Origin of the sequence: Tersicoccus phoenicis, from assembly GCF_001968835.1 — a bacterium.
Taxonomy (GTDB): domain Bacteria; phylum Actinomycetota; class Actinomycetes; order Actinomycetales; family Micrococcaceae; genus Tersicoccus; species Tersicoccus phoenicis.
Window position 1 is genome coordinate 72,383 of sequence record NZ_MRDE01000017.1, and the last position, 17,198, is coordinate 89,580.

Consider the following 17,198-nt stretch of genomic DNA (forward strand, 5'->3'; position numbering starts at 1 on the left):
GTTTCACGCCTTGTTTTCATGCCTGGGCGGGGTCGGACGTCGCGGGCAGCAGGCGGCGCAGGATCGTGCGCTCGACCTCCTCCTCGCGTTCCGAGGACAGCTCGTGCGCCGCCTCGTCGGCGTGCTGCTTACCTGCCCTGATCTGCTCGCGGCTCAGGCCGCGGACGGTGCGGACGAGGCTCTCCGTGGAGAAGTCCTCGGCCACCGCGCCGAGCCCGTGCTCCTCGATCAGTTCGGTGGTGACGGGGGAGGGGCCGAACACCACGGCGAGCCGAGCCTGGACAAAGTCGAAGAACTTGTTGGGCAGCATGAACCGGTGATTGACGGTGCGCGGCGGCAGGCTGAAGATGCCGATGTCGTACTGGTTCAGGGTGCGGGCCAAATCCGCGGGGGCGACGGCGTCGTGGAAGGTGATCCGGTCCGAGGCGGAGGCCCGTTCCTTCAGCTCGGTCCAGTACTTGCCGCCGTCGCGCGCCTTCACGAGGTAGAGGTCGAGCGTGTAGCCCTCGCCGAGGGCGATGGCGGCGTCGATGGTGCCCTCGAGATTGCGCCCAGGCACCGCGCCGCCGCTGTGCACGAGCCGGATGTCCTGCGCGGGCGCGGACGGGGTGAGGGCCTGGTAGGGGGCGGCGTTGCGCACGACGTCGCAAGCGATGCCGAACCGCTCCCGGTACAGCTGGGCGATCGGCTCGTTGACGGCGGTCACCGCGTCCAGACGCGGCAGGTACCGGCGGCAGACGTCGGTCATGAACGGCTTGATCAGCAGCCGCCACGAAAGGACGTGGACGCGTTCCTCAGGCGCCCACTCGTGCAGGTCGCCCCAAACGGGCACCTTCCCCAGCTCGGCCGACAGCCGCAGCGCCAACGGCACGGCACGGGCCTCGTTGGCGACGATCAAGTCGAATTGTTCGCATTGCGCCAAACGGTGGGCGGCGGCAACAGCCGGCGCGGTCAATTCGAGGGATGCATACCGGCGTAGAAGGAGGCGGAAGACGCCGCTCGGCGTCTGCGGCAGCGACGGCAGCGACTCGTCGATCCGCAGGTGTTCTGTCGCGGCGTCAGGCCGGTCGCCGTAGGAGAGCGTGGTCACCTCACCGAACTCCGCGAGCACTCCGACCTGACGCAACACCCGCGAATCGGCACGAATGTCGGAGAAGGAGATGCACAGAATGCGAGGCATGGGCCGTGAGGGCCTTTCGCGTCGACGGGGGGAACGGGGCACACCAAGTCTACTCAGCGGGGAACGGTAGGCTCACTCCTATGCGGGTCGCACTGACGAAGAGCACGTTGCTGGTGCCACCTACCTACTTCGCCGTGGCGCACGCAGAACGCATGCGCGATGAGCTGGACTGGCGGGTCTTCACGCTGGCCGCCGAGGTCACCGATCCGCATGTCGACGTACCCGTCACCGAGATGGTGCCCTTCCATAGCGCCCCATTCGCCCAGCGGGAGTGGTTGATCCCGTTCTTCATGCCAGCCATGGTCCACGCTGTCGTCGCCTGGCGGCCGGACGTGGTCCATCAGCACTTCGCTACCTGGTCTTGGCCTGCGGTGCGCGCGGCCCGGCGGCTACTAGGCGTTCCGCTCGTGACCACCCTGCATGGGGCGGACGTCTTCGCCCGGCTGCGCCCGGCTCGGGGAGCCATGGGCCGCTGGCACTCCCGCAACGTGGATCTCGTCGCCCGGTACGGGACGCGGACGCTCGCCGTGAGCACCTACCTGGCAGACCATGCGCTCCGCGCCGGTTTCGACTCCGCCCGCCTACAGGTCCACTACCAGGGAGTGGACACCGAGTTCTTCCAGCCCAGTCCAGAAGGATCGACTGGCGGACGCCCGGTCGTGCTCTTCGTTGGAGCACTCAACGAGCAGAAGGGCATTGTTGATCTTCTGGCCGCGTCGGAGACGGTGCAGACCCAGCATGACCACGAGTTGGTCGTCATCGGAGACGGCCCGTTCCGATCCCGGATCGACGATGTCGCTCGGCTGCACCCACACATCAGGGTCGTCGGTACCGCAGATCGGCGTGACGTCCGTGCGTGGATGCAACGTGCAACCCTGCAAGTGGTGCCGAGCCGGACTGTTGACGGGCGCGGCGAGTCGGCGGGACTGGTGGCTCTCGAAGCGCAGGCGTGTGGGACCCCGATCGTCACGACCCGCAGCGGAGGCCTGCCGGAGATGACGGACCCGCTCAGTGGTCAGCAGGTGGATGAAGGGTCAGTCGGTCAGCTGGCCGATGCGGTCACTCAGGTCCTGACGATGCAGTCCGGCGTGCGGGAGGAACTGCGTCGTGATGCCGTTCGGTTCGTCCGCCGCGACCGCAGTCTGCGGGGCAGCTGCGACGAACTGCACGCGATCTACCGTGAGGCAGCGGAACGCTGAACGCCGGTGGGCGTCGTGGGCCGAGGTCGTGCCGCACGCAGCGTCCGGATTTCGCGGAAATTGACCAGTGTCCACACGCCGACGAAGCTGACCGACAGAACGATCCCGACCCAGTGGGGCGGATCGGCGACATTGGTGAAGATGACACCGCTCGCCAACAGGAGCAAGCTCACGGTGAAGCGGAGCACGACACCCGTCCACTGGTGATGCTCCATGCGCCAACACCGGATGACCATGACGAGCGACGTTGCGGACGTCGCCACGAGATACCCCAGAGCTACACCAAGCACTCCGGCGACGGGCCCGAAGACCAGCCATAGCGCGAAGGCCACGAGGAGGCCGCAAGCCGCGACGATCGAGACGAACCGCGCACCCCTGATCCCGGTCGCGTTCAAGCGGTTGACTGCCGCTACGGGGATTGTTGTGAACATGACGGCGATCAACAGGACCGGAAGAATATCTTGCGCGCCGGCGAAGCGTTGGCCGTACAGGACATCGATGAGGAGCGGACTGGCCAGCGCGAGGCCGCCGAAGACGGCGGGCATGGCAACGACCAGAGCGCGGGTCACCGCGTCGGTCTGGTGCCGCATCGTCTGAGCGTCGTTGCGGCCGCCCGCTTCGGCCATAGCAGGGAAGAGCACCTGACTGCCCGTTCGGGCGAGCATGGTGGCCGGAGTCGCCAAGCTCAGCGCTGCCGCATACATGCCTGCCTGCACTCCGGTTCCCGCCATATTCGCGGCGAGCATGGACAACTGCAGCATCCCGGCGCTGGAGAGCGTACCCAGCACGCCGTACCGCACGAACGCGTTGATCGACGACAGCAGCGCGGTGTCGACGACGGCGGTGGACGGTGCCGGCCAGCAGACGACGGCGTAGAGGCCGTAGCTGAGCGCCAACGGCAGGAGCAGGAAAGGTTGTAGCCCGGCGATAAGGACCGCCGCCAGCATGACCAAGGCAGCGAGGGATCCGGCGACATCCCACAGGGCGGATCGCACAATCTGCCCCGCCCCGTACTGCACGCCTCGGGTGAACGACCAGCCCGCGTAACCGAGCAACAGTAGGCCGGCACACGACGCGGTGGCGACGTCCAGATGCAGAACGGTGATCGAGATTCCGACGCTGAGCGCCGCGAGCGGCACCGACACGCCGAGCATTCTGACGCCGAGGTGATTCGCGACCGCCTGCGCCTGGTCGGGTCGCTGCTCGCCCCGCAACTGGGCGACGAAGCGGGTGGCGGCCTGCCCCGCGGACGTCGGCCACAGGAGGCTGAGGAACAGTGCGAGACTGATCGCCGAATTGATGTTCGCCAAGTCGGCCGCCCCGAGGAAGCGACCGATGAGCACGCTGTACAGGAAGCGGGTGAGCCCCTGCGAGAAACTTCCGAGCAGCCCGTACATCCATCGGGACGGCATAGCCCGGATGCTCGATCGAGACACGTCGGTACGGCGGTACAGCGTGGGCACCCATCGAGTGTACTGTGGCGTGGTGCTCGTGCTCGCCAGCCTTATGGCAACCGTACCGACCGTTGCCATGTGGCAGCGCCGCCGGGTGGGTGCGATGTCGTCGATCCCCGCTGTGGGATACTTGGGCAGTGAGCCGGACTTGGATCGTCATCCCGATGTACAACGAGGGATCGGTGGTCGGCAGGGTCATTGAGGGTCTGCATGAGCATTTTCCGTTCGTCGTCTGCGTCGACGACGGGAGTTCGGACGACTCGGTGCGCGTGGCGGGCAGCGCAGGTGCCGTCGTGGTCAAGCACCCGGTCAATCTCGGTCAGGGCGCCGCGCTTCAGACCGGCATCAGCTACGCAGCTCAGGATCCTGAGTTGGATTGCGTCATCACGTTTGACGCCGACGGTCAGCACCGAGTGCAGGACGCCCGGAGGATGGCAGATCGGATCCGCAGCGGTGAGGTCGACGTCGTCCTCGGCTCGCGGTTCCTGGACAAGCGCACTAAGCTGTCCACGCCCAAGCGTATCGTGCTGCGCACCGCCGCCATCCAGTCACGGATGAGCACTGGTATGGATCTGACGGACGCCCACAACGGATTGCGGGCCTTCGCTGCCGTGGCGGCGCGCCGGCTGAACCTTCAACAGAACCGGATGGCGCACGCGTCCGAGCTCATCCACCAGGTGGCCGCCATGGGTGTGCGGTGGGAGGAACAGCCGGTGGAGATCGTTTACACCGACTACTCCAAGGCCAAGGGACAGTCTCTCCTCAACTCGGTCAACATCCTCGCCGATCTATTCTTCAGGTGACATCGTGCAGATCCTCGTCCAGCTAGTTCTCGTCCTTGCGGTGGTCGGGATGTCAGTCGCGCTGATGCGCGGCGGCATCAACGCCCGTCATCTCGCCATCCGGCGCATCTTTTTGATGGTCTTCGCCCTCGTGGCGGCGTTGTCGGTGGTATTCCCAGAACTGCTCACCCGGCTGGCGCGCCTGCTGGGTATCGGTCGCGGCACCGACCTGGTGCTCTACGCACTGATCGTCAGCTTCCTGGTGTACATGGCGACGAGCTTCCAACGGTTCCGGCACATGGAGTCAACGGTCACGCAACTCGCGCGTCGAATCGCGATCGATGAGGTCGTGACGCCCGAGGAGTTCGCCGAACACGGCACCATCGACCGCTGACGCTGGGTCAGTCTCAGGTCCGTCGTTCAACCCGCAGGGGCGGGCGCACGACGGTTGAACGAGGTTCAACTGGCCGACTCGTCACATGCGGTGATGCGGTAGAGACGCGCTTGGCCAGCGGAGTCGACCAAGGTCACACCCGGATTGTTCTCCAGGCCCCGGAACCCCGCATAGTCGTGCCGCATGAGATTGACCTCGGAGCCGAAAGCGGCGACGTACCGTATCCGTGTCGCGTCGACCGCTCGACAGACACTCGGATCGCTCTGGACGTTGCCGAGACGGTCGTAGATCTGCTTCGCGTCCCCTGTGGGGGTCGCTTGTGCGGTCATCAGCACAGTCCGTTGCCCTGTCATCGCGTAGATCAGGCCGCTGCCGTCGCCGGGCACGTTGGCGATCACTGAGTTTGGCGCCACGGTTTTGTTCAGGCGGGAAACCACTTGCGCCTCATCGGTGTTCAGCAGGGGCGAGTGATCGTTGAATCGGTAATTGCCCTGACCGATGATCTGCCCGTACGACACCGAGTAGTCCTGCCCCCAGGCCGTGACCGCAACGGCGGACACGATGACGAGCGCGGTGGCGCTGAGTTGGCGAACCGGCCGACGCAGCCGCCCGGTCGCGCGACAGACAGAACGAGCTAGAAGCATGAGGATAACCGCGAGTCCGTAAGCCGCGACCGGGGCGACCACTGCGGCGATCTGCGGACCCGTACGGAACGAGTCGTTGTACCAAACGCGCGTGATGGCGTCCCGCACCGAATCGGGCCGCCACGACGCGGAGACAACGTAGAACCACATCGTGAGGGCGCAGATCACCACCAAGCTGATCGCCGGTGCGTCGCGTCGACGTAGTAGGAACCAGATGCCCAGCACGGTGAGGATCGTCAGCGCCGTGGGAAACGGCCGACCGACCGGGGCGGAACTGACGGCCTCGCCGACGGCCTGCGCGACCGTCTGAAAGGGCTTCCACCCCGACGCTGCGGCGGACGGCCGGAGACGAGCCCACAGAAGGCAGACAATCGCCACATAACTCACCCCGACCACCGTGGGGACGGCCACCCGCCACCGCAAGCGAGACGTGCGGGTGACGCGGACGGACCAGAAGATCAGCAGCGGACAACTCGCCGCCATTGCCAACAAACCGATGGAGGGATGAGCCAGAAAGGTCCCCACGGATGCGATTGCACCGAGCAGTAACCGAGCGGGTAGAGGCGAGTCCAGGTCTCGGGAGACGCCGAGGGCAGCGGCTATGAGAGCCAGTAGCGCGGGCAAGAGCGCCATCGCCAGGTAGTTCGGGTACAGAACGCCGAAAAACAGAGGCACATAGGGGAAGATGCCGAAGAAGGCGCTGAGGAGACCGCCCGCCACCATCAGCAGCATGTTGCGTCCGAAAAAGACGCGCAGCAGGAGCACGATGGAGAGTGGCCAGAACACGGCGCCGATCACGATGGACATCAGGTTCGACGCGACCGCGGTCGAGAGCCCGAACGTACTCATGATGAGCGCCGTCATGTCGTGCCAGACGCCCGGATAAAACGAGATGCCCGTCGCTGTGGGGTCGAGGTTACCCAGGGTGAGGGAGGATGCGCGGCCCGTCTCCTCGATCACCCGCAGGGCGTTCTGGTGGAACAGATTGTCCGGAGTCTGCGACACATTTTCGGGCGCGATGAACATCTGGGTCAAGCGGAAACCCACGATGCCGCCGCCCACCAGCACGCCGATGATTGTCGCCGCTACACTCCGTCGATCAACCGGGAGACTGGTGCCGACCGTGTCGTCAACCCGAGTAGGTCGCAGACGAAGCACCGCCAGCCTGGTCGCGAGACACAGAACTGCAGCGACTACGGATACCAGTGCTGCGCTGCTCAGGGACCAGGGAAGCGACACCATCTGTGTCGTCATCGCGCCGACCCCGAGAACTCCGGCACTGAGCACTGGTGCGGCGCCGATGGCCAACCATGGTCGCGCTCCACTGGCCAAGCCGACGACGATGCCCGGAAGGAGAAGTATGACGATGCTCCCGAGTAAGGGCGGCGTAGCGTCGATCCAGGTCATATCGCACTGACTTTCTGTGGAGGACAACGGCCCATCGAGACTACCGTGCACGGTCGCGAGGCATGACAATGTGGGCGACACCGCACGACGATCAACCGTCGCCAACATGAGAATGGGCCGGTGTGAACGTGTCACACCGGCCCATCCCCGATCGCCGGGTCAGTTTGCCCGGATGGTCTCCCCACCAGCGATCAGCATGGGGTTCCAGCCTCCGTTGCCGATCTGTGTGCGAGTGCCCCAGCCGCCCCTGCCACTCAGCGGGTAATGCTGGAGGGTGCCGTCGGTACGGCGAGCGTTGATGCCGGTGCTGCCATCGGTGGCGAACCCGCTCGTGATCGACAGGGCGGTAATCGCGTTCCAGCCCCATCCGACGACGCGTCGAGCCTCGCCGACGAAGGAGCCTCGCCCGTTGCCGCGGTACAGCGCCAAGTCGCCGTTTCCTCGACGGGCCAGGATGTCCTGGTAACCGTCGCCGTCGAAATCGACCATGGTCATGTCCAGGCCGTTCCAGCCCCGCCCGATGGTTCCCGCGTTGTAGACGTACCCGCCGTCCGTGTACCTCCACAGGGTGACGGTGCCGTCCGTGTTCCGGGACAGGATCTGCGGACTGGCGCTGCTGGCGATCCAGTAGCCCACCGTCAATTGGGCACCGGCCATGCCACCGGTGAACAGGATCCGCGGGGTGTTGAATCCACCGGTCGGCTTACCGGTGTACATGGTAACGATGCCGCTGCGCCACTGCGCGAGCAGATCGAAGTAGCCATCGTTGTTCCAGTCGATCACCGTGACCGAACGCGCGCTAGCCCACCCTGAGCCGATCCGGTAACGCCCACTGAGGGCGGTCTTGCCGTCGACGGCCGGGTAGTTCCACAGGGTGCCACCACTGTCGGCGGCGACGACGTCGGCGGCCGACTTGATCGACGGCCCGCTGGGAGCCGGCTTCGGCTTCGGCGCCGGCGCGGGCTTGACCACGGCGGGCGGCACCGGCGGCACGACTGCGCCGCGAGCGAAGGTCTGCAGTTGGGCGTAGGAGCCGTTCCACTGGTTGGAGTCCCCGACGAAGGGGCCGGTGGAGGAGAACTGCCAGATGCTGAAGGTCGACCAGCTGGCCGGCATCGGGCCGACCCAGGAGGAGTACGCGGCCAGGTGCAGCGGGTTGTCACCGAAGGCGGTGCTGTTGCCCGTGCACTTGCTCCACCAGTCCGTGGTCGTGTAGATCGCGGGAGCGCGACCCGTGCGCGCCTGCATCCGGTTGGAGAAGTCCTTGATCCAGGACACCATCTGCGGGCCGCTCAGCCCGAAGCAGACGTTGCCGCCGGCGATGGCGGAGTACGGGTTGTACTCGACGTCCAGCAGCGGGGGAAGGGTCTTGCCGTCGCCGGACCAGCCACCGCCGCTGGCGATGAACGCGTCCGCCTGGCTGGCGCCGGAGGTGACCCCGGGCAGGGCGAAGTGGTATGCCCCACGGATCATGCCCATCGCAGCCGCACCGTTGTACTGCTGGCCGAAGTAGTCGTTGATCTTGGCGTTGCCCTCGGAGGACTTGACGTAGGCGAAGCGGGACCCCTGGTTCCAGGCGGTGGACCAGTTCACGTTCTGCTGCCAGCCGCTGACGTCCATGCCGAGCACGCCGCCGGACGGGATGGTGTAGCTGAGAATCGACTTCCCGGCGGTGTTCGAGTTCGTCCCGGACTGGGTGCGGGCCGGGCCGCCGCCGGAGGCGCGGCCCTTGACGCTCTGTCCCAGGAAGGCGCCGTTGGCGCCCTGCTCCTTCTTCAGTGCGGCCAGATCGGTGCCCTTGGTGACAACCGTGGCGGCCCGCTGGGCCTCGGTCAGTGGGGCGGACTGCTGGGGCAGGGTGGTGCCCGGAGCCGAGCTGCGCGCGGGCGCGGCCGGCGCGGCCGGGCTGAGCTGCTGTGTCGGCAGCGCCGCGGCCGCGGTCCAGGGAGTGCCCGAGGAGGGCGTGCCGTCCGGCGCGGTCGGGGAGACCGGTGCCGCGATGGCGGCTCCGGCGCCGGGGCCGACGACCAGGGCGAGGGCAGTCGCCGCCGTGAGAGCGCGGGTGAGCGCCCGGGACGGGCGTCGTGTCGTCGAGTCGAGGTGGTGTCCGCTGTCGCGGATCTGTGCGTCACGTGCGTGAGGTGTCATGAAAGGTGTCTCCGCGATGGCGCCCGCGGGGTCGGGCGTGGTTGGGCTCACCGGATTCCCGATGAGGGCTGGTCCCGCCGTGTACACCCCCCGATGCTCACGGCGTGCCGGTCTCGATCGCTCGGGCCGGGGCCTGGGATCGAGTCACGACGGTGTTTCGGGTGGGGCTGACGACGCGATCGTGATGACGGATCGGTCACGGCCGTCTCGGCAGTCCCGACTCCCCCTATCGGCCGCCGCGGGGCACGCGTAAGCCACAGCGCGACCTCGAAGTTGTCCAGAAGGCGCCGCGCCCGGTGGTGGTCCGGCCACACCGGGCGGTCACGCGTCGGTGACGACGGGTCGTCACGGGAAGGCTGTGGGAGCCCGTGGGGCGGCTCGACGGGCGCGCCACCGTAGACGGGAAGCATGATCCGGAAGCTGGGTGATGACATCGAGGCGGGCAAGAGCCGCGACGCCGACGAGCGCGAGATTGCCGCGCTCGCCCTCCAGCGCGTCGACGAGGTAGAGCAGGCCGAGATCGATGCCGCCTGGGACGAGGCGATCGACTGAACCTCTCGGTCATCCGACGGGCCGACGGCCGGTGGCTGACCGGGGGTCAGCTGTAGTCCGCCACGACCGTCCTGGTGCGGCCGTCGAGGCGGATGGTGCCGCCGTGGGGAACGATCCACTGCGGCCGGGTGTGGCCGAAGGGGACGCCGACGCAGACCACGGCGTCGGGGTTGTACCGGCTGACCTGCTCGATGATCACGTCACGCTGGTCAGCGCGCATCCGTGCGCGCTCCTCTGCGGCGGGGGCAGGTGATCCGAGCTGGCTGACCGGGGGACGTGCGGCCAGCACGCCGGTGACCGATCCGAGCACGCCCCTTTCGCCGAGGGCCCGCACCCACCGCCGCACCTGTTCCGTCGTCGGGACTTCCTCGCTGGTCTCCAGCAGCAGGACCGCCCCGACCAGGTCATCTGTTGCCGGCATCCGACCGGCCAGGGCGATCTGTTCGATGACCTCGAGGCATCCGCCCCATGTCCGGCCCTCGGCCACCGCGGACGGGCCGGCCCACGCCCACGGTTCGGTCGGCTCCCGGACGCCGAACTCGACGAGCGCTCTCGGGTCTGTCCATTCGACGCCGACGTCCTCGGACTCACCGGGGTCGGTCAGTTCGAGGACGCCGCCGTCCAGCAGTGCGGCTTGCAGCGACACCCGGTGTACTTCGTCCATGTGGGGACCGGCGCCGAGGTGCACCTGGGTCGAGCCGCCGTAGTAGCTCGGGACGCCGAGGCCCCACAGGAAGTTGTGCAGGTTCGTGTTGTCGCTGTATCCGAGGAACGGCTTCGGGTTCGCGCCAACCAACCCGGCGTCGATGTGCCGGATGACTGTCACCTGGTCGTCACCGCCCACGGTTGCCAGCACCGCCCGGACCGACGGGTCCGCGAAGGCCGCGTTGATGTCGGCGGCACGCGCCTGCGCACTGGCACCGCGCAGGCGGGTCGTCGGGTACTCCACCGGGACCAGGCCCGTGGCTTCCTGCAGCCGACGCATCGCCTGCTCGTGCACAGCCTCGGAGACGGACGGAGCGGCGAATGCGGGCGACAGTACCGCCACCCGATCACCGGCTGCCGCCTTCGACACGGCGACGAGCGGTCGTGTTGTCATGCGTCCAAGTATGGGCAGATCGGCGATGTTTCTTTCGGAACTTCCGCTTGCGGGTCGTTCTCGCCGGACCCGACCTGGGCGGTGGGCACGGGCTTGCGGTGGAGAAGAATGGCAGCGTGAACTCTTCCGTTGGACTGGAGGATCGAGCCGTTCCCGACCGGCCTGAGATCGTCTGCATCTGTGGCTCTACTCGGTTCGTGGACGAGATGCGCGCGGCGAACCGTGATCTGACCTTCGCGGGAGTCATCGTCGTCGCGCCAGGGGAAGCGGACGTGTCGATCACTGACGAGCAGAAGACCGCGCTGGACGCTCTGCACCTGCGCAAGATCGACCTGGCTGACCGTGTTCTGGTCGTCAATCCCGGCGGGTACATCGGCGAGTCCACACGCAGGGAGATCGCCTATGCCCGCGCCGCCGGCAAGCCGATCGCGTTCACCGATCCCGTTGGCGGCGCCGGAATGACGACGCGCGTGCGGGCACACCGTGAGTGAACAACAGCAGGGTCGGGCCGCGCGGCTGCTGGAGCCGTTCCGCAGCCCGAAGAGTAGACGGCTGCTGGCGGCCTTCCTCGTCTCGGAGCTGGGCGACGGATCGACCTTCATCGTCATCCCGCTCGGCGTCTACGCCGTGAGCAACGACCTCGTCGCCCTGGCCGGGACGTTCCTCGGCCGGCTGCTGTTCGCGTCCGCCTTCGCGGCCCTTGGCGGCGCGGTGGCCGACCGGTGGGACCGCCGTCGGATCCTGCTGGTCAGCTACGTGGTGCGGGCGCTACTGGTGGTGGCGCTGATGCTCGTCCCGCAGGATGAGGCAGTGGTGTTCGCCCTGCTCGGCATCCTGGTCGGGGCCAGTGGCTCCTTCGACAACCCCGCGGCCGAGGCGAGCCTGAGGACCGCCTACCGGCACGACCTCCAGTCGCTGGCCGCGGCACGCAAGACCGGCAAGACGCTCTCCGCCCTCGTCGGCCCCGCCCTGGGCGGGTTCCTGTTCGGTGCCGGGGGGATTCAGCTCGCGCTGGGCGTGAACGTGGCTGCGTTCGTCATCGCGCTGATCGTCCTCTACCCTGGCCGGCAGCGGTCACCCGCGCCGGAGTTCTTGGAGCGGAGCGAGCGACGGGAAACGCGACGCCTCGACTGGCGCGTCGTCGGCCGAGTGCCGCGGGACGCCCGGCTGGCCTTCGTCTCGGCCCTGACCGGGTCGTTCCTCGTCGGGCTCGCGACGGTGGTCGCCGTCCCCTACCTCGACGGCCTCGACCACGCCCCGCCGGGTGCCTACGGTTACGCGATCGCGGTCTACAGCGTGGGCGCGCTGGCCGGTCTGTGGTTCGCCGGCATCGCCGACTGGAAGCGATACAGCCTGCGCGTCATCCTGGTCGTGGCGAACCTCGTCTACGGTCTCCTGGTCGTCCTCAGCGTCGCCGTGCCGGCGTGGGAGGTCCTCGCCCTCGCCTGGCTGCTGTGGGGAGTCGCGTTCGGTCCGGAGGACGTCGTCGCGGACGCGCGGGTCTCCGCCGTGGTGCCCGACCGGTGGCTCGGACGGGTCTACGCCTGGTGGTCCATCGTCTCCAAGCTCGGCTCGGCCCTCGCATTCGGCGGAGCGGCGCTCCTGGGGGCCGCGGACACCCGGGTAGCGCTGCTGGTCGCGGGCTGCGTGTACGCCGTGGTGGTGCCGGTATCGCTCTGGCTGCTCGGCCACAGAAGTCGGACGCCCTGACTTGAGGAGGTCGACAACGACCATGGGTCACAACCGCCAACTGCGAGACGGCGAGGACCTACACCTGCGTGTGCCCCGCGGTGAGCCGGACAGCGCCGCGCCGAATTGCCACCAGCGACCCGCGCTCCACCACTGGATATAACACGACTGTTATCATATGATTCGTGTGGGAAGTGAAGGACCACCCCGGAGCCGAGGCCGAGTACCACGCGCTCAGCGCGAGAGAGGCCGCCGCCGTCGACAACGCGGTGGAGAAGCTGAGGGGGCTGGGACCGAATCTCCCGTACCCGCACAGTAGCAACGTGGAGGGGTCGAAGAAGCTTCGGGAGCTCAGGCCCCGGGGCGGCAGGAGCGTGACGAGGCCCTTGTACCGGCAGTTCGGCGACGTCTTTGTCGTCGGGCATACGCGCCCGAGGCCGAATCCGACAAGCGGGGCTTCGCGAGAGCGTGTCGAGAGGCCGAACGCCGGCTCGGTCAGATGGAGGAGTGATGACGATGAAGGTCTCGGAGCTGAAGAGCCACGACAGCGTCGTGGGGGAGCGCCGCGCCGCGGACCCCGCCTACGTCGCCGAGGTCGATCGCCTGGCGCTGGCGAACGCGGTGAGCGTCGCCGTCGTCGCACAGCGGGCCCAGCGGGGCCTGACCCAGTCACAGTTCGCCGCGCTGCTCGGCTGGAAGCAGCCGCAAGTGGCCCGGCTGGAGCGCGGCGACGTGACGCCGTCGGTCGCGACATTGCAGCGCCTGGCGCGTGCGGGCGTCCTCGTGGTCCACGTCGAGCAGGACGGGACGGTCGTCGAGCAGCGCGCGACCGCCTGACCCAGCGGCGAAAGCGGACATCCGAGGGAAGTAGCGACTCACAGCGGAATCCGTTCGAGCAGCTCCCGAGCAGATCGGGGCAACAGTTCGGTGCGTTCCGGGACCCGTTCGCGCCGTCGCGGTGTCGCTCCGCGCCCCGACAGTTGTCCACAGGCTGGCGACCGAGGGTGGTGCACCTCACATCCCGGCGGTTACGCTGTGCCCACGACCGGTGACGGCGGGTCGTCGCGGAAGCCTGTGGGGGGCTCCGCGTGAATACGGGGGGTCCGATGACGGACGCTGTTCAGATCGTCGAGGGGGAGGTCCGCGAGCTCATCCGGCTGCGCGGTCTGGATCCGGCCCGGCAGGGCCCCGAGGTGCGCCTGCTCGTCGACGCCGCGGTCAACGACTACTCCGAGCGTGCCCTCGTCACCTCGCTGCCGCCGCTCGGTGCCCTGTCCGCGGCCCAGCGTCAGGTCTTCGACGCCGTCGCCGGGTTCGGTCCCCTCCAGCCGCTCCTGGACGACCCCGGCATCGAGGAGATCTGGATCAACTCGCCCCGCGAGGTGTACGTGGCCCGGGGCGGCGAGTCCGAGTTGACGTCCCTCTCCCTGACCGACCAGCAGGTGCGGGACCTGGTCGAACGGATGCTCGCCTCCTCCGGCCGGCGGCTCGACCTCTCCAGCCCGTTCGTGGACGCGGCGCTGCCGGACGGCTCCCGGTTGCACGTGGTGATCCCCGATGTCACCCGGCGGCACTGGTCCGTGAACATCCGTAAGTTCGTCGTCCGGGCGCGGCGGCTCGAGCACCTGGTGGAGCTGGGTTCCCTGTCTCCGTCGGCGGCGCGGTTCCTCGCCACTGCCGTCGGGGCGGGCCTGAACATCCTCGTCTCCGGTGCTACGCAGGCGGGCAAGACGACGTTGCTGAACTGTCTCGGCGCGGCGATCGGCCCGCGCGAACGGGTGATCACCGTCGAGGAGGTGTTCGAACTGCACCTGCCGCTGCGCGACGTCGTCGGCATGCAGTGCCGGCAGGAGAACCTCGAGGGCACCGGGGAGATCCCCCTGCGGCGGCTGGTCAAGGAAGCGCTGCGGATGCGACCGGACCGGCTGATCGTTGGTGAGGTGCGGGAGGCGGAGGCACTGGACATGCTGATCGCGCTGAACGCCGGACTGCCCGGGTTCGCCGGGTTACGCTCAGGGGCGTTAAACGCCAGCGAGGGGCTGGAGTCGGTACGACTTGGAGGTCTCACCGTGGAGCATGTGGAAGATTGCAGCCTGACGCCAGCCCTGGGCTGCTATGCCGTCGTGGAGCCGGCCGGCGTAGTCCGGTCGGTCACAGTGTGCGAACGGTCATGGCTTCACGGGTTCGCCCCGGTGGCCGAGTGGGTCGCCGCGCTCGCGGACATGGCCGACGACGTGCCGGTGCAGGTGTTCGCTGAGGTTGGCGTGCTTGGCGACTTGGAGCAGCTGGAGTTGCGCGAGCCGCTGACCGTGGGCGATCTGCGGTGGCAGTTCGCGCGGGCGGAGGACGGCGGCGTGCTGGTGGATGTGCGCTCGCTCTTGGTGGACATGGAGTGCTTGGGCGTAGCTGCGTGATGGGCGAGGCGATGCTCACCCGCCAGCAGGTGGCGGACTTCCTCGGCGTCCGGCACGAGTGGTTCAGTCGGCACATCAAGTCCGGCCCACCGTTCTACCGGCTCCCGGGTAACGTCATCCGGTACAAGAGGTCCGAGGTCGAGGCGTGGCTCAAACAACAACAGGAGGCGGCATGAGCATGGAAGAACACCAGCAGTGGATTTGTCAGCGTGTCGAGAGTCAGGTTCACGACGTCTTCCCCGGAGCACTGGTCGAACTCGTCTCCGACGAGGGCGAGTTCGGCGGATGGAGTAAACACCGGTTCCGTGTTCACGTCACCTCGGCCGGGAAGAACTACTCGGCGTCCCAAGACCACACCCCCGCTCAGATCGACCAGCCGTCGAATGAGCATGAGGCATCGAACCTCGATCACGTCGCACGGCAGTTGGTGGAGTCGCTGACCGCACAGATGAAAGACGACGCCCGCGAAGGGTGACCCCACGGGCGTCCACGGCTGGCCCGACGAGTTCGGTAAGTGGTGAGCGCACCAGCATAGACAGCGGCCCCGGTTCCTTCGTGGAGCCGGGGCCGCTGTCGTTGGTCAGTGGTCACCTGTCGAGTTGGTACCAGTGGACCAAGCTGATTGTCTGCGTGAGGTCGTCGCCAGAATTGCCGGAGCACTTCTTTCCGTCCGAGGAATCCGCCGACACGGAATACCGGGGCGAGAAGGTCGGCCCGCGATCCAGTATCTCCACGGTCACGTCTTGGTGGTCGCCAGCCTTATTCCGTCGATGCATGCGGAACGTCTCGACGCGCCACGTTTCGTCTGCCTCGGCAACGCGGTCCAGTAGTTCGATCACTTCGCTGGTATCTCGGATATCCATGCCGCCGAGGGTACAGCTCGGAGGGGCGCGTCAGTCGGCTAGCGCGCCGATGCGACGGTAGAGCGTGGCTCGACTCATCCCGAACGCACGGGCGACGGCGGTTGCGGACTCGCCGTCCGCGATGCGTCCCCGCGCTCGCCGCACCTCCTGATCGGTCCACTGCTCGCGTCGCCCGCCGAGGTCGGCACCCTTGGCACGGCGCTTCGTCACGCTGTCCCGATTGCGCTCGCTCTTGACTTCCCACTCCATTTCGGCCAGCGCCGCCATGACAGTAAAAACCATGCGTCCCATGGGGGTTCGGGTGTCTACGGCCTCGCCGCCGAGGTTGAGCACCCTTAGGTTGACGCCGCGCTCATCGAGCTGCCGCGAGAGTTCCAGCATGTTGACTGTGGATCGGCCGAGCCGGTCGAGCGTGGTGATGACGAGGGTGTCCCCAGCTTCGAGCGCGGACATAGCGCGGTCGAGTTCGGGCCGCTTCGCCTTGGCTCCTGACACTCCGCTGTCCACGTACATGTCATCGGCGCGCACGCCTGCCGCTCGCAGGTCCGCCACCTGCCTATCGGAGTCCTGTCCGCTCGTGCTGACTCGCGCATATCCGATGACCTTTGCCGCCATGACTGTTCTCCTGTGTGTCTCGCAAGACTGTTTGATCTCGTGATCGAAGGTATCAGGTTGCGTTACACGTTGCAAGACACAATATCTCCCGTGATTCCGTGGTGCTCGCCGTGTGTCGGTCGGGTGTCTTATGAGTCGTCGGTTGAGCGACAGTCAGTCGTCTAGCTCAGGCACCACGTGGAGAGGATGCTCGCGGCGGTCGAGCATGCGACACCGAACACTGCGACGATCGCGGGCCACTTCACGGCGGCAAGTCGATCGCGCATAAGGCCGGGCAGACGCTTCCCGAACTCCTCCATATCCCCCCAGGTCGTCTCCTCGCTCTTAAAGGTCTGCGTCGTCTTCTTCACGTTGAAGTAGGCAGTCACCGCCGCCGAGACAGGAACGATGAAGCCGAGCACGTCAAGCACGGTCACCAGAACTCTCATAGTCATGGGCCGAGCGTAGGCGTTGGCGTGGAGGGCAACAACAGCAGCAGGAGCAGCAGGGCAGCAGCAACAGCGAGCAGCGAGCAGCGGCAGCGGCAGCGGCAGGAGCAGGGCAGCAGCGGCGGCAGGAGCGAGAGCCGCTGGGAGCGCCTGGCGGGACGGATCAGCGGCACGTAGTGGGGGCGGCAGCGAACGGGCGGCAGGCGGCCGTGTGGCGCGTCCCAGCAGCACCCCCGGCGGGGAGGACTCCCCTCAGCCGGCCAATCCCGCCCCGCTAGTAGATAGCTTTCTCCGCGACGTACGGGTTCCACAGTCAACCAAAGTTGACGG

At 67.4% G+C, this 17,198-nt stretch carries 19 protein-coding genes; 11 read left to right on the forward strand and 8 right to left on the reverse strand.

Features of this window, described 5'->3' with window-relative positions; translation table 11 throughout:
- Positions 1 to 16: 16 nt before the first annotated feature.
- A complete protein-coding gene (locus tag BKD30_RS04050) occupies positions 17 to 1,180 on the reverse strand; it encodes a glycosyltransferase (RefSeq protein WP_076702371.1) in 1,164 nt (387 codons plus the stop codon).
- Positions 1,181 to 1,260: 80 nt separating this feature from the next.
- Between BKD30_RS04050 and BKD30_RS04055 the strand changes: the two genes are divergently transcribed.
- Positions 1,261 to 2,379, forward strand: coding sequence for a glycosyltransferase (locus tag BKD30_RS04055; RefSeq protein WP_076702492.1), 1,119 nt, complete (start codon positions 1,261 to 1,263; stop codon positions 2,377 to 2,379).
- On the opposite strand, the gene BKD30_RS04060 is transcribed toward BKD30_RS04055, so the two are convergent.
- On the reverse strand, positions 2,355 to 3,842 hold the full coding sequence (locus BKD30_RS04060) for a lipopolysaccharide biosynthesis protein (protein WP_143588044.1): 1,488 nt from the start codon (positions 3,840 to 3,842) through the stop codon (positions 2,355 to 2,357). The two genes, BKD30_RS04055 and BKD30_RS04060, sit on opposite strands and share 25 nt — an antisense overlap.
- Before the next feature lie 128 nt (positions 3,843 to 3,970).
- On the opposite strand from BKD30_RS04060, the gene BKD30_RS04065 reads away from it, so the two are divergent.
- Together BKD30_RS04065 and BKD30_RS04070 are read left to right on the forward strand one after the other, a co-directional pair.
- Positions 3,971 to 4,636 carry a glycosyltransferase family 2 protein gene (locus BKD30_RS04065; protein WP_235861436.1) on the forward strand — a complete coding sequence of 222 codons (666 nt, stop codon included), beginning with the start codon at positions 3,971 to 3,973 and terminating at the stop codon, positions 4,634 to 4,636.
- A 4-nt stretch (positions 4,637 to 4,640) separates the two neighbouring features.
- Positions 4,641 to 5,009 carry a DUF2304 domain-containing protein gene (locus BKD30_RS04070; protein ID WP_076702377.1) on the forward strand — a complete coding sequence of 123 codons (369 nt, stop codon included), beginning with the start codon at positions 4,641 to 4,643 and terminating at the stop codon, positions 5,007 to 5,009.
- 65 nt (positions 5,010 to 5,074) lie between these two features.
- On the opposite strand, the gene BKD30_RS04075 is transcribed toward BKD30_RS04070, so the two are convergent.
- On the reverse strand, positions 5,075 to 7,168 hold the full coding sequence (locus tag BKD30_RS04075; RefSeq protein ID WP_328586890.1) for a DUF6541 family protein: 2,094 nt from the start codon (positions 7,166 to 7,168) through the stop codon (positions 5,075 to 5,077).
- A 51-nt stretch (positions 7,169 to 7,219) separates the two neighbouring features.
- Positions 7,220 to 9,208, reverse strand: coding sequence for a GH25 family lysozyme (locus BKD30_RS04080; protein ID WP_076702383.1), 1,989 nt, complete (start codon positions 9,206 to 9,208; stop codon positions 7,220 to 7,222).
- A 408-nt stretch (positions 9,209 to 9,616) separates the two neighbouring features.
- On the opposite strand from BKD30_RS04080, the gene BKD30_RS16050 reads away from it, so the two are divergent.
- The gene (locus BKD30_RS16050; RefSeq protein WP_159440536.1) at positions 9,617 to 9,760 is read left to right on the forward strand and encodes a hypothetical protein; all 144 of its coding nucleotides are present in this window, start codon (positions 9,617 to 9,619) and stop codon (positions 9,758 to 9,760) included.
- 46 nt (positions 9,761 to 9,806) lie between these two features.
- Here BKD30_RS16050 and BKD30_RS04085 read toward each other — a convergent pair whose 3' ends face one another.
- On the reverse strand, positions 9,807 to 10,859 hold the full coding sequence (locus tag BKD30_RS04085) for a S66 family peptidase (protein ID WP_076702387.1): 1,053 nt from the start codon (positions 10,857 to 10,859) through the stop codon (positions 9,807 to 9,809).
- Positions 10,860 to 11,065: 206 nt separating this feature from the next.
- Here BKD30_RS04085 and BKD30_RS04090 point away from each other — a divergent pair, with 206 nt between their 5' ends.
- The 6 genes from BKD30_RS04090 (at position 11,066) to BKD30_RS04115 (ending at position 15,437) form a co-directional block, all read left to right on the forward strand.
- Positions 11,066 to 11,350 (forward strand): hypothetical protein, encoded by a 285-nt coding sequence (locus BKD30_RS04090; protein ID WP_076702390.1) that lies wholly within the window; start codon positions 11,066 to 11,068, stop codon positions 11,348 to 11,350.
- The gene (locus tag BKD30_RS04095) at positions 11,343 to 12,569 is read left to right on the forward strand and encodes an MFS transporter (RefSeq protein WP_076702394.1); all 1,227 of its coding nucleotides are present in this window, start codon (positions 11,343 to 11,345) and stop codon (positions 12,567 to 12,569) included. Before BKD30_RS04090 ends, BKD30_RS04095 begins: the two co-directional genes overlap by 8 nt.
- Positions 12,570 to 13,058: 489 nt before the next feature.
- On the forward strand, positions 13,059 to 13,385 hold the full coding sequence (locus tag BKD30_RS04100) for a helix-turn-helix domain-containing protein (RefSeq protein ID WP_076702397.1): 327 nt from the start codon (positions 13,059 to 13,061) through the stop codon (positions 13,383 to 13,385).
- 269 nt (positions 13,386 to 13,654) lie between these two features.
- On the forward strand, positions 13,655 to 14,962 hold the full coding sequence (locus tag BKD30_RS04105; RefSeq protein ID WP_083955997.1) for a CpaF family protein: 1,308 nt from the start codon (positions 13,655 to 13,657) through the stop codon (positions 14,960 to 14,962).
- A complete protein-coding gene (locus tag BKD30_RS04110) occupies positions 14,941 to 15,138 on the forward strand; it encodes a helix-turn-helix transcriptional regulator (RefSeq protein ID WP_218189249.1) in 198 nt (65 codons plus the stop codon). Before BKD30_RS04105 ends, BKD30_RS04110 begins: the two co-directional genes overlap by 22 nt.
- 2 nt (positions 15,139 to 15,140) lie before the next feature.
- Positions 15,141 to 15,437: a hypothetical protein gene (locus BKD30_RS04115; RefSeq protein WP_143588045.1), complete on the forward strand. Its 297-nt coding sequence runs from the start codon at positions 15,141 to 15,143 to the stop codon at positions 15,435 to 15,437.
- Between the two features lie 112 nt (positions 15,438 to 15,549).
- On the opposite strand, the gene BKD30_RS04120 is transcribed toward BKD30_RS04115, so the two are convergent.
- The 3 genes from BKD30_RS04120 to BKD30_RS04130 form a co-directional block, all read right to left on the reverse strand.
- Entirely contained in the window at positions 15,550 to 15,825 is a 276-nt protein-coding gene (locus BKD30_RS04120; protein ID WP_143588046.1) for a hypothetical protein, read from the reverse strand.
- A 30-nt stretch (positions 15,826 to 15,855) separates the two neighbouring features.
- Complete coding sequence (locus BKD30_RS04125; protein ID WP_076702405.1) at positions 15,856 to 16,440, reverse strand: recombinase family protein; 585 nt, start codon at positions 16,438 to 16,440, stop codon at positions 15,856 to 15,858.
- A gap of 161 nt (positions 16,441 to 16,601) precedes the next feature.
- Positions 16,602 to 16,856, reverse strand: a complete 255-nt coding sequence (locus BKD30_RS04130) for a hypothetical protein (protein ID WP_143588047.1) — start codon at positions 16,854 to 16,856, stop codon at positions 16,602 to 16,604.
- A 39-nt stretch (positions 16,857 to 16,895) separates the two neighbouring features.
- Between BKD30_RS04130 and BKD30_RS16055 the strand changes: the two genes are divergently transcribed.
- Positions 16,896 to 17,045: a hypothetical protein gene (locus tag BKD30_RS16055; RefSeq protein ID WP_159440538.1), complete on the forward strand. Its 150-nt coding sequence runs from the start codon at positions 16,896 to 16,898 to the stop codon at positions 17,043 to 17,045.
- Positions 17,046 to 17,198 lie beyond the last annotated feature (153 nt).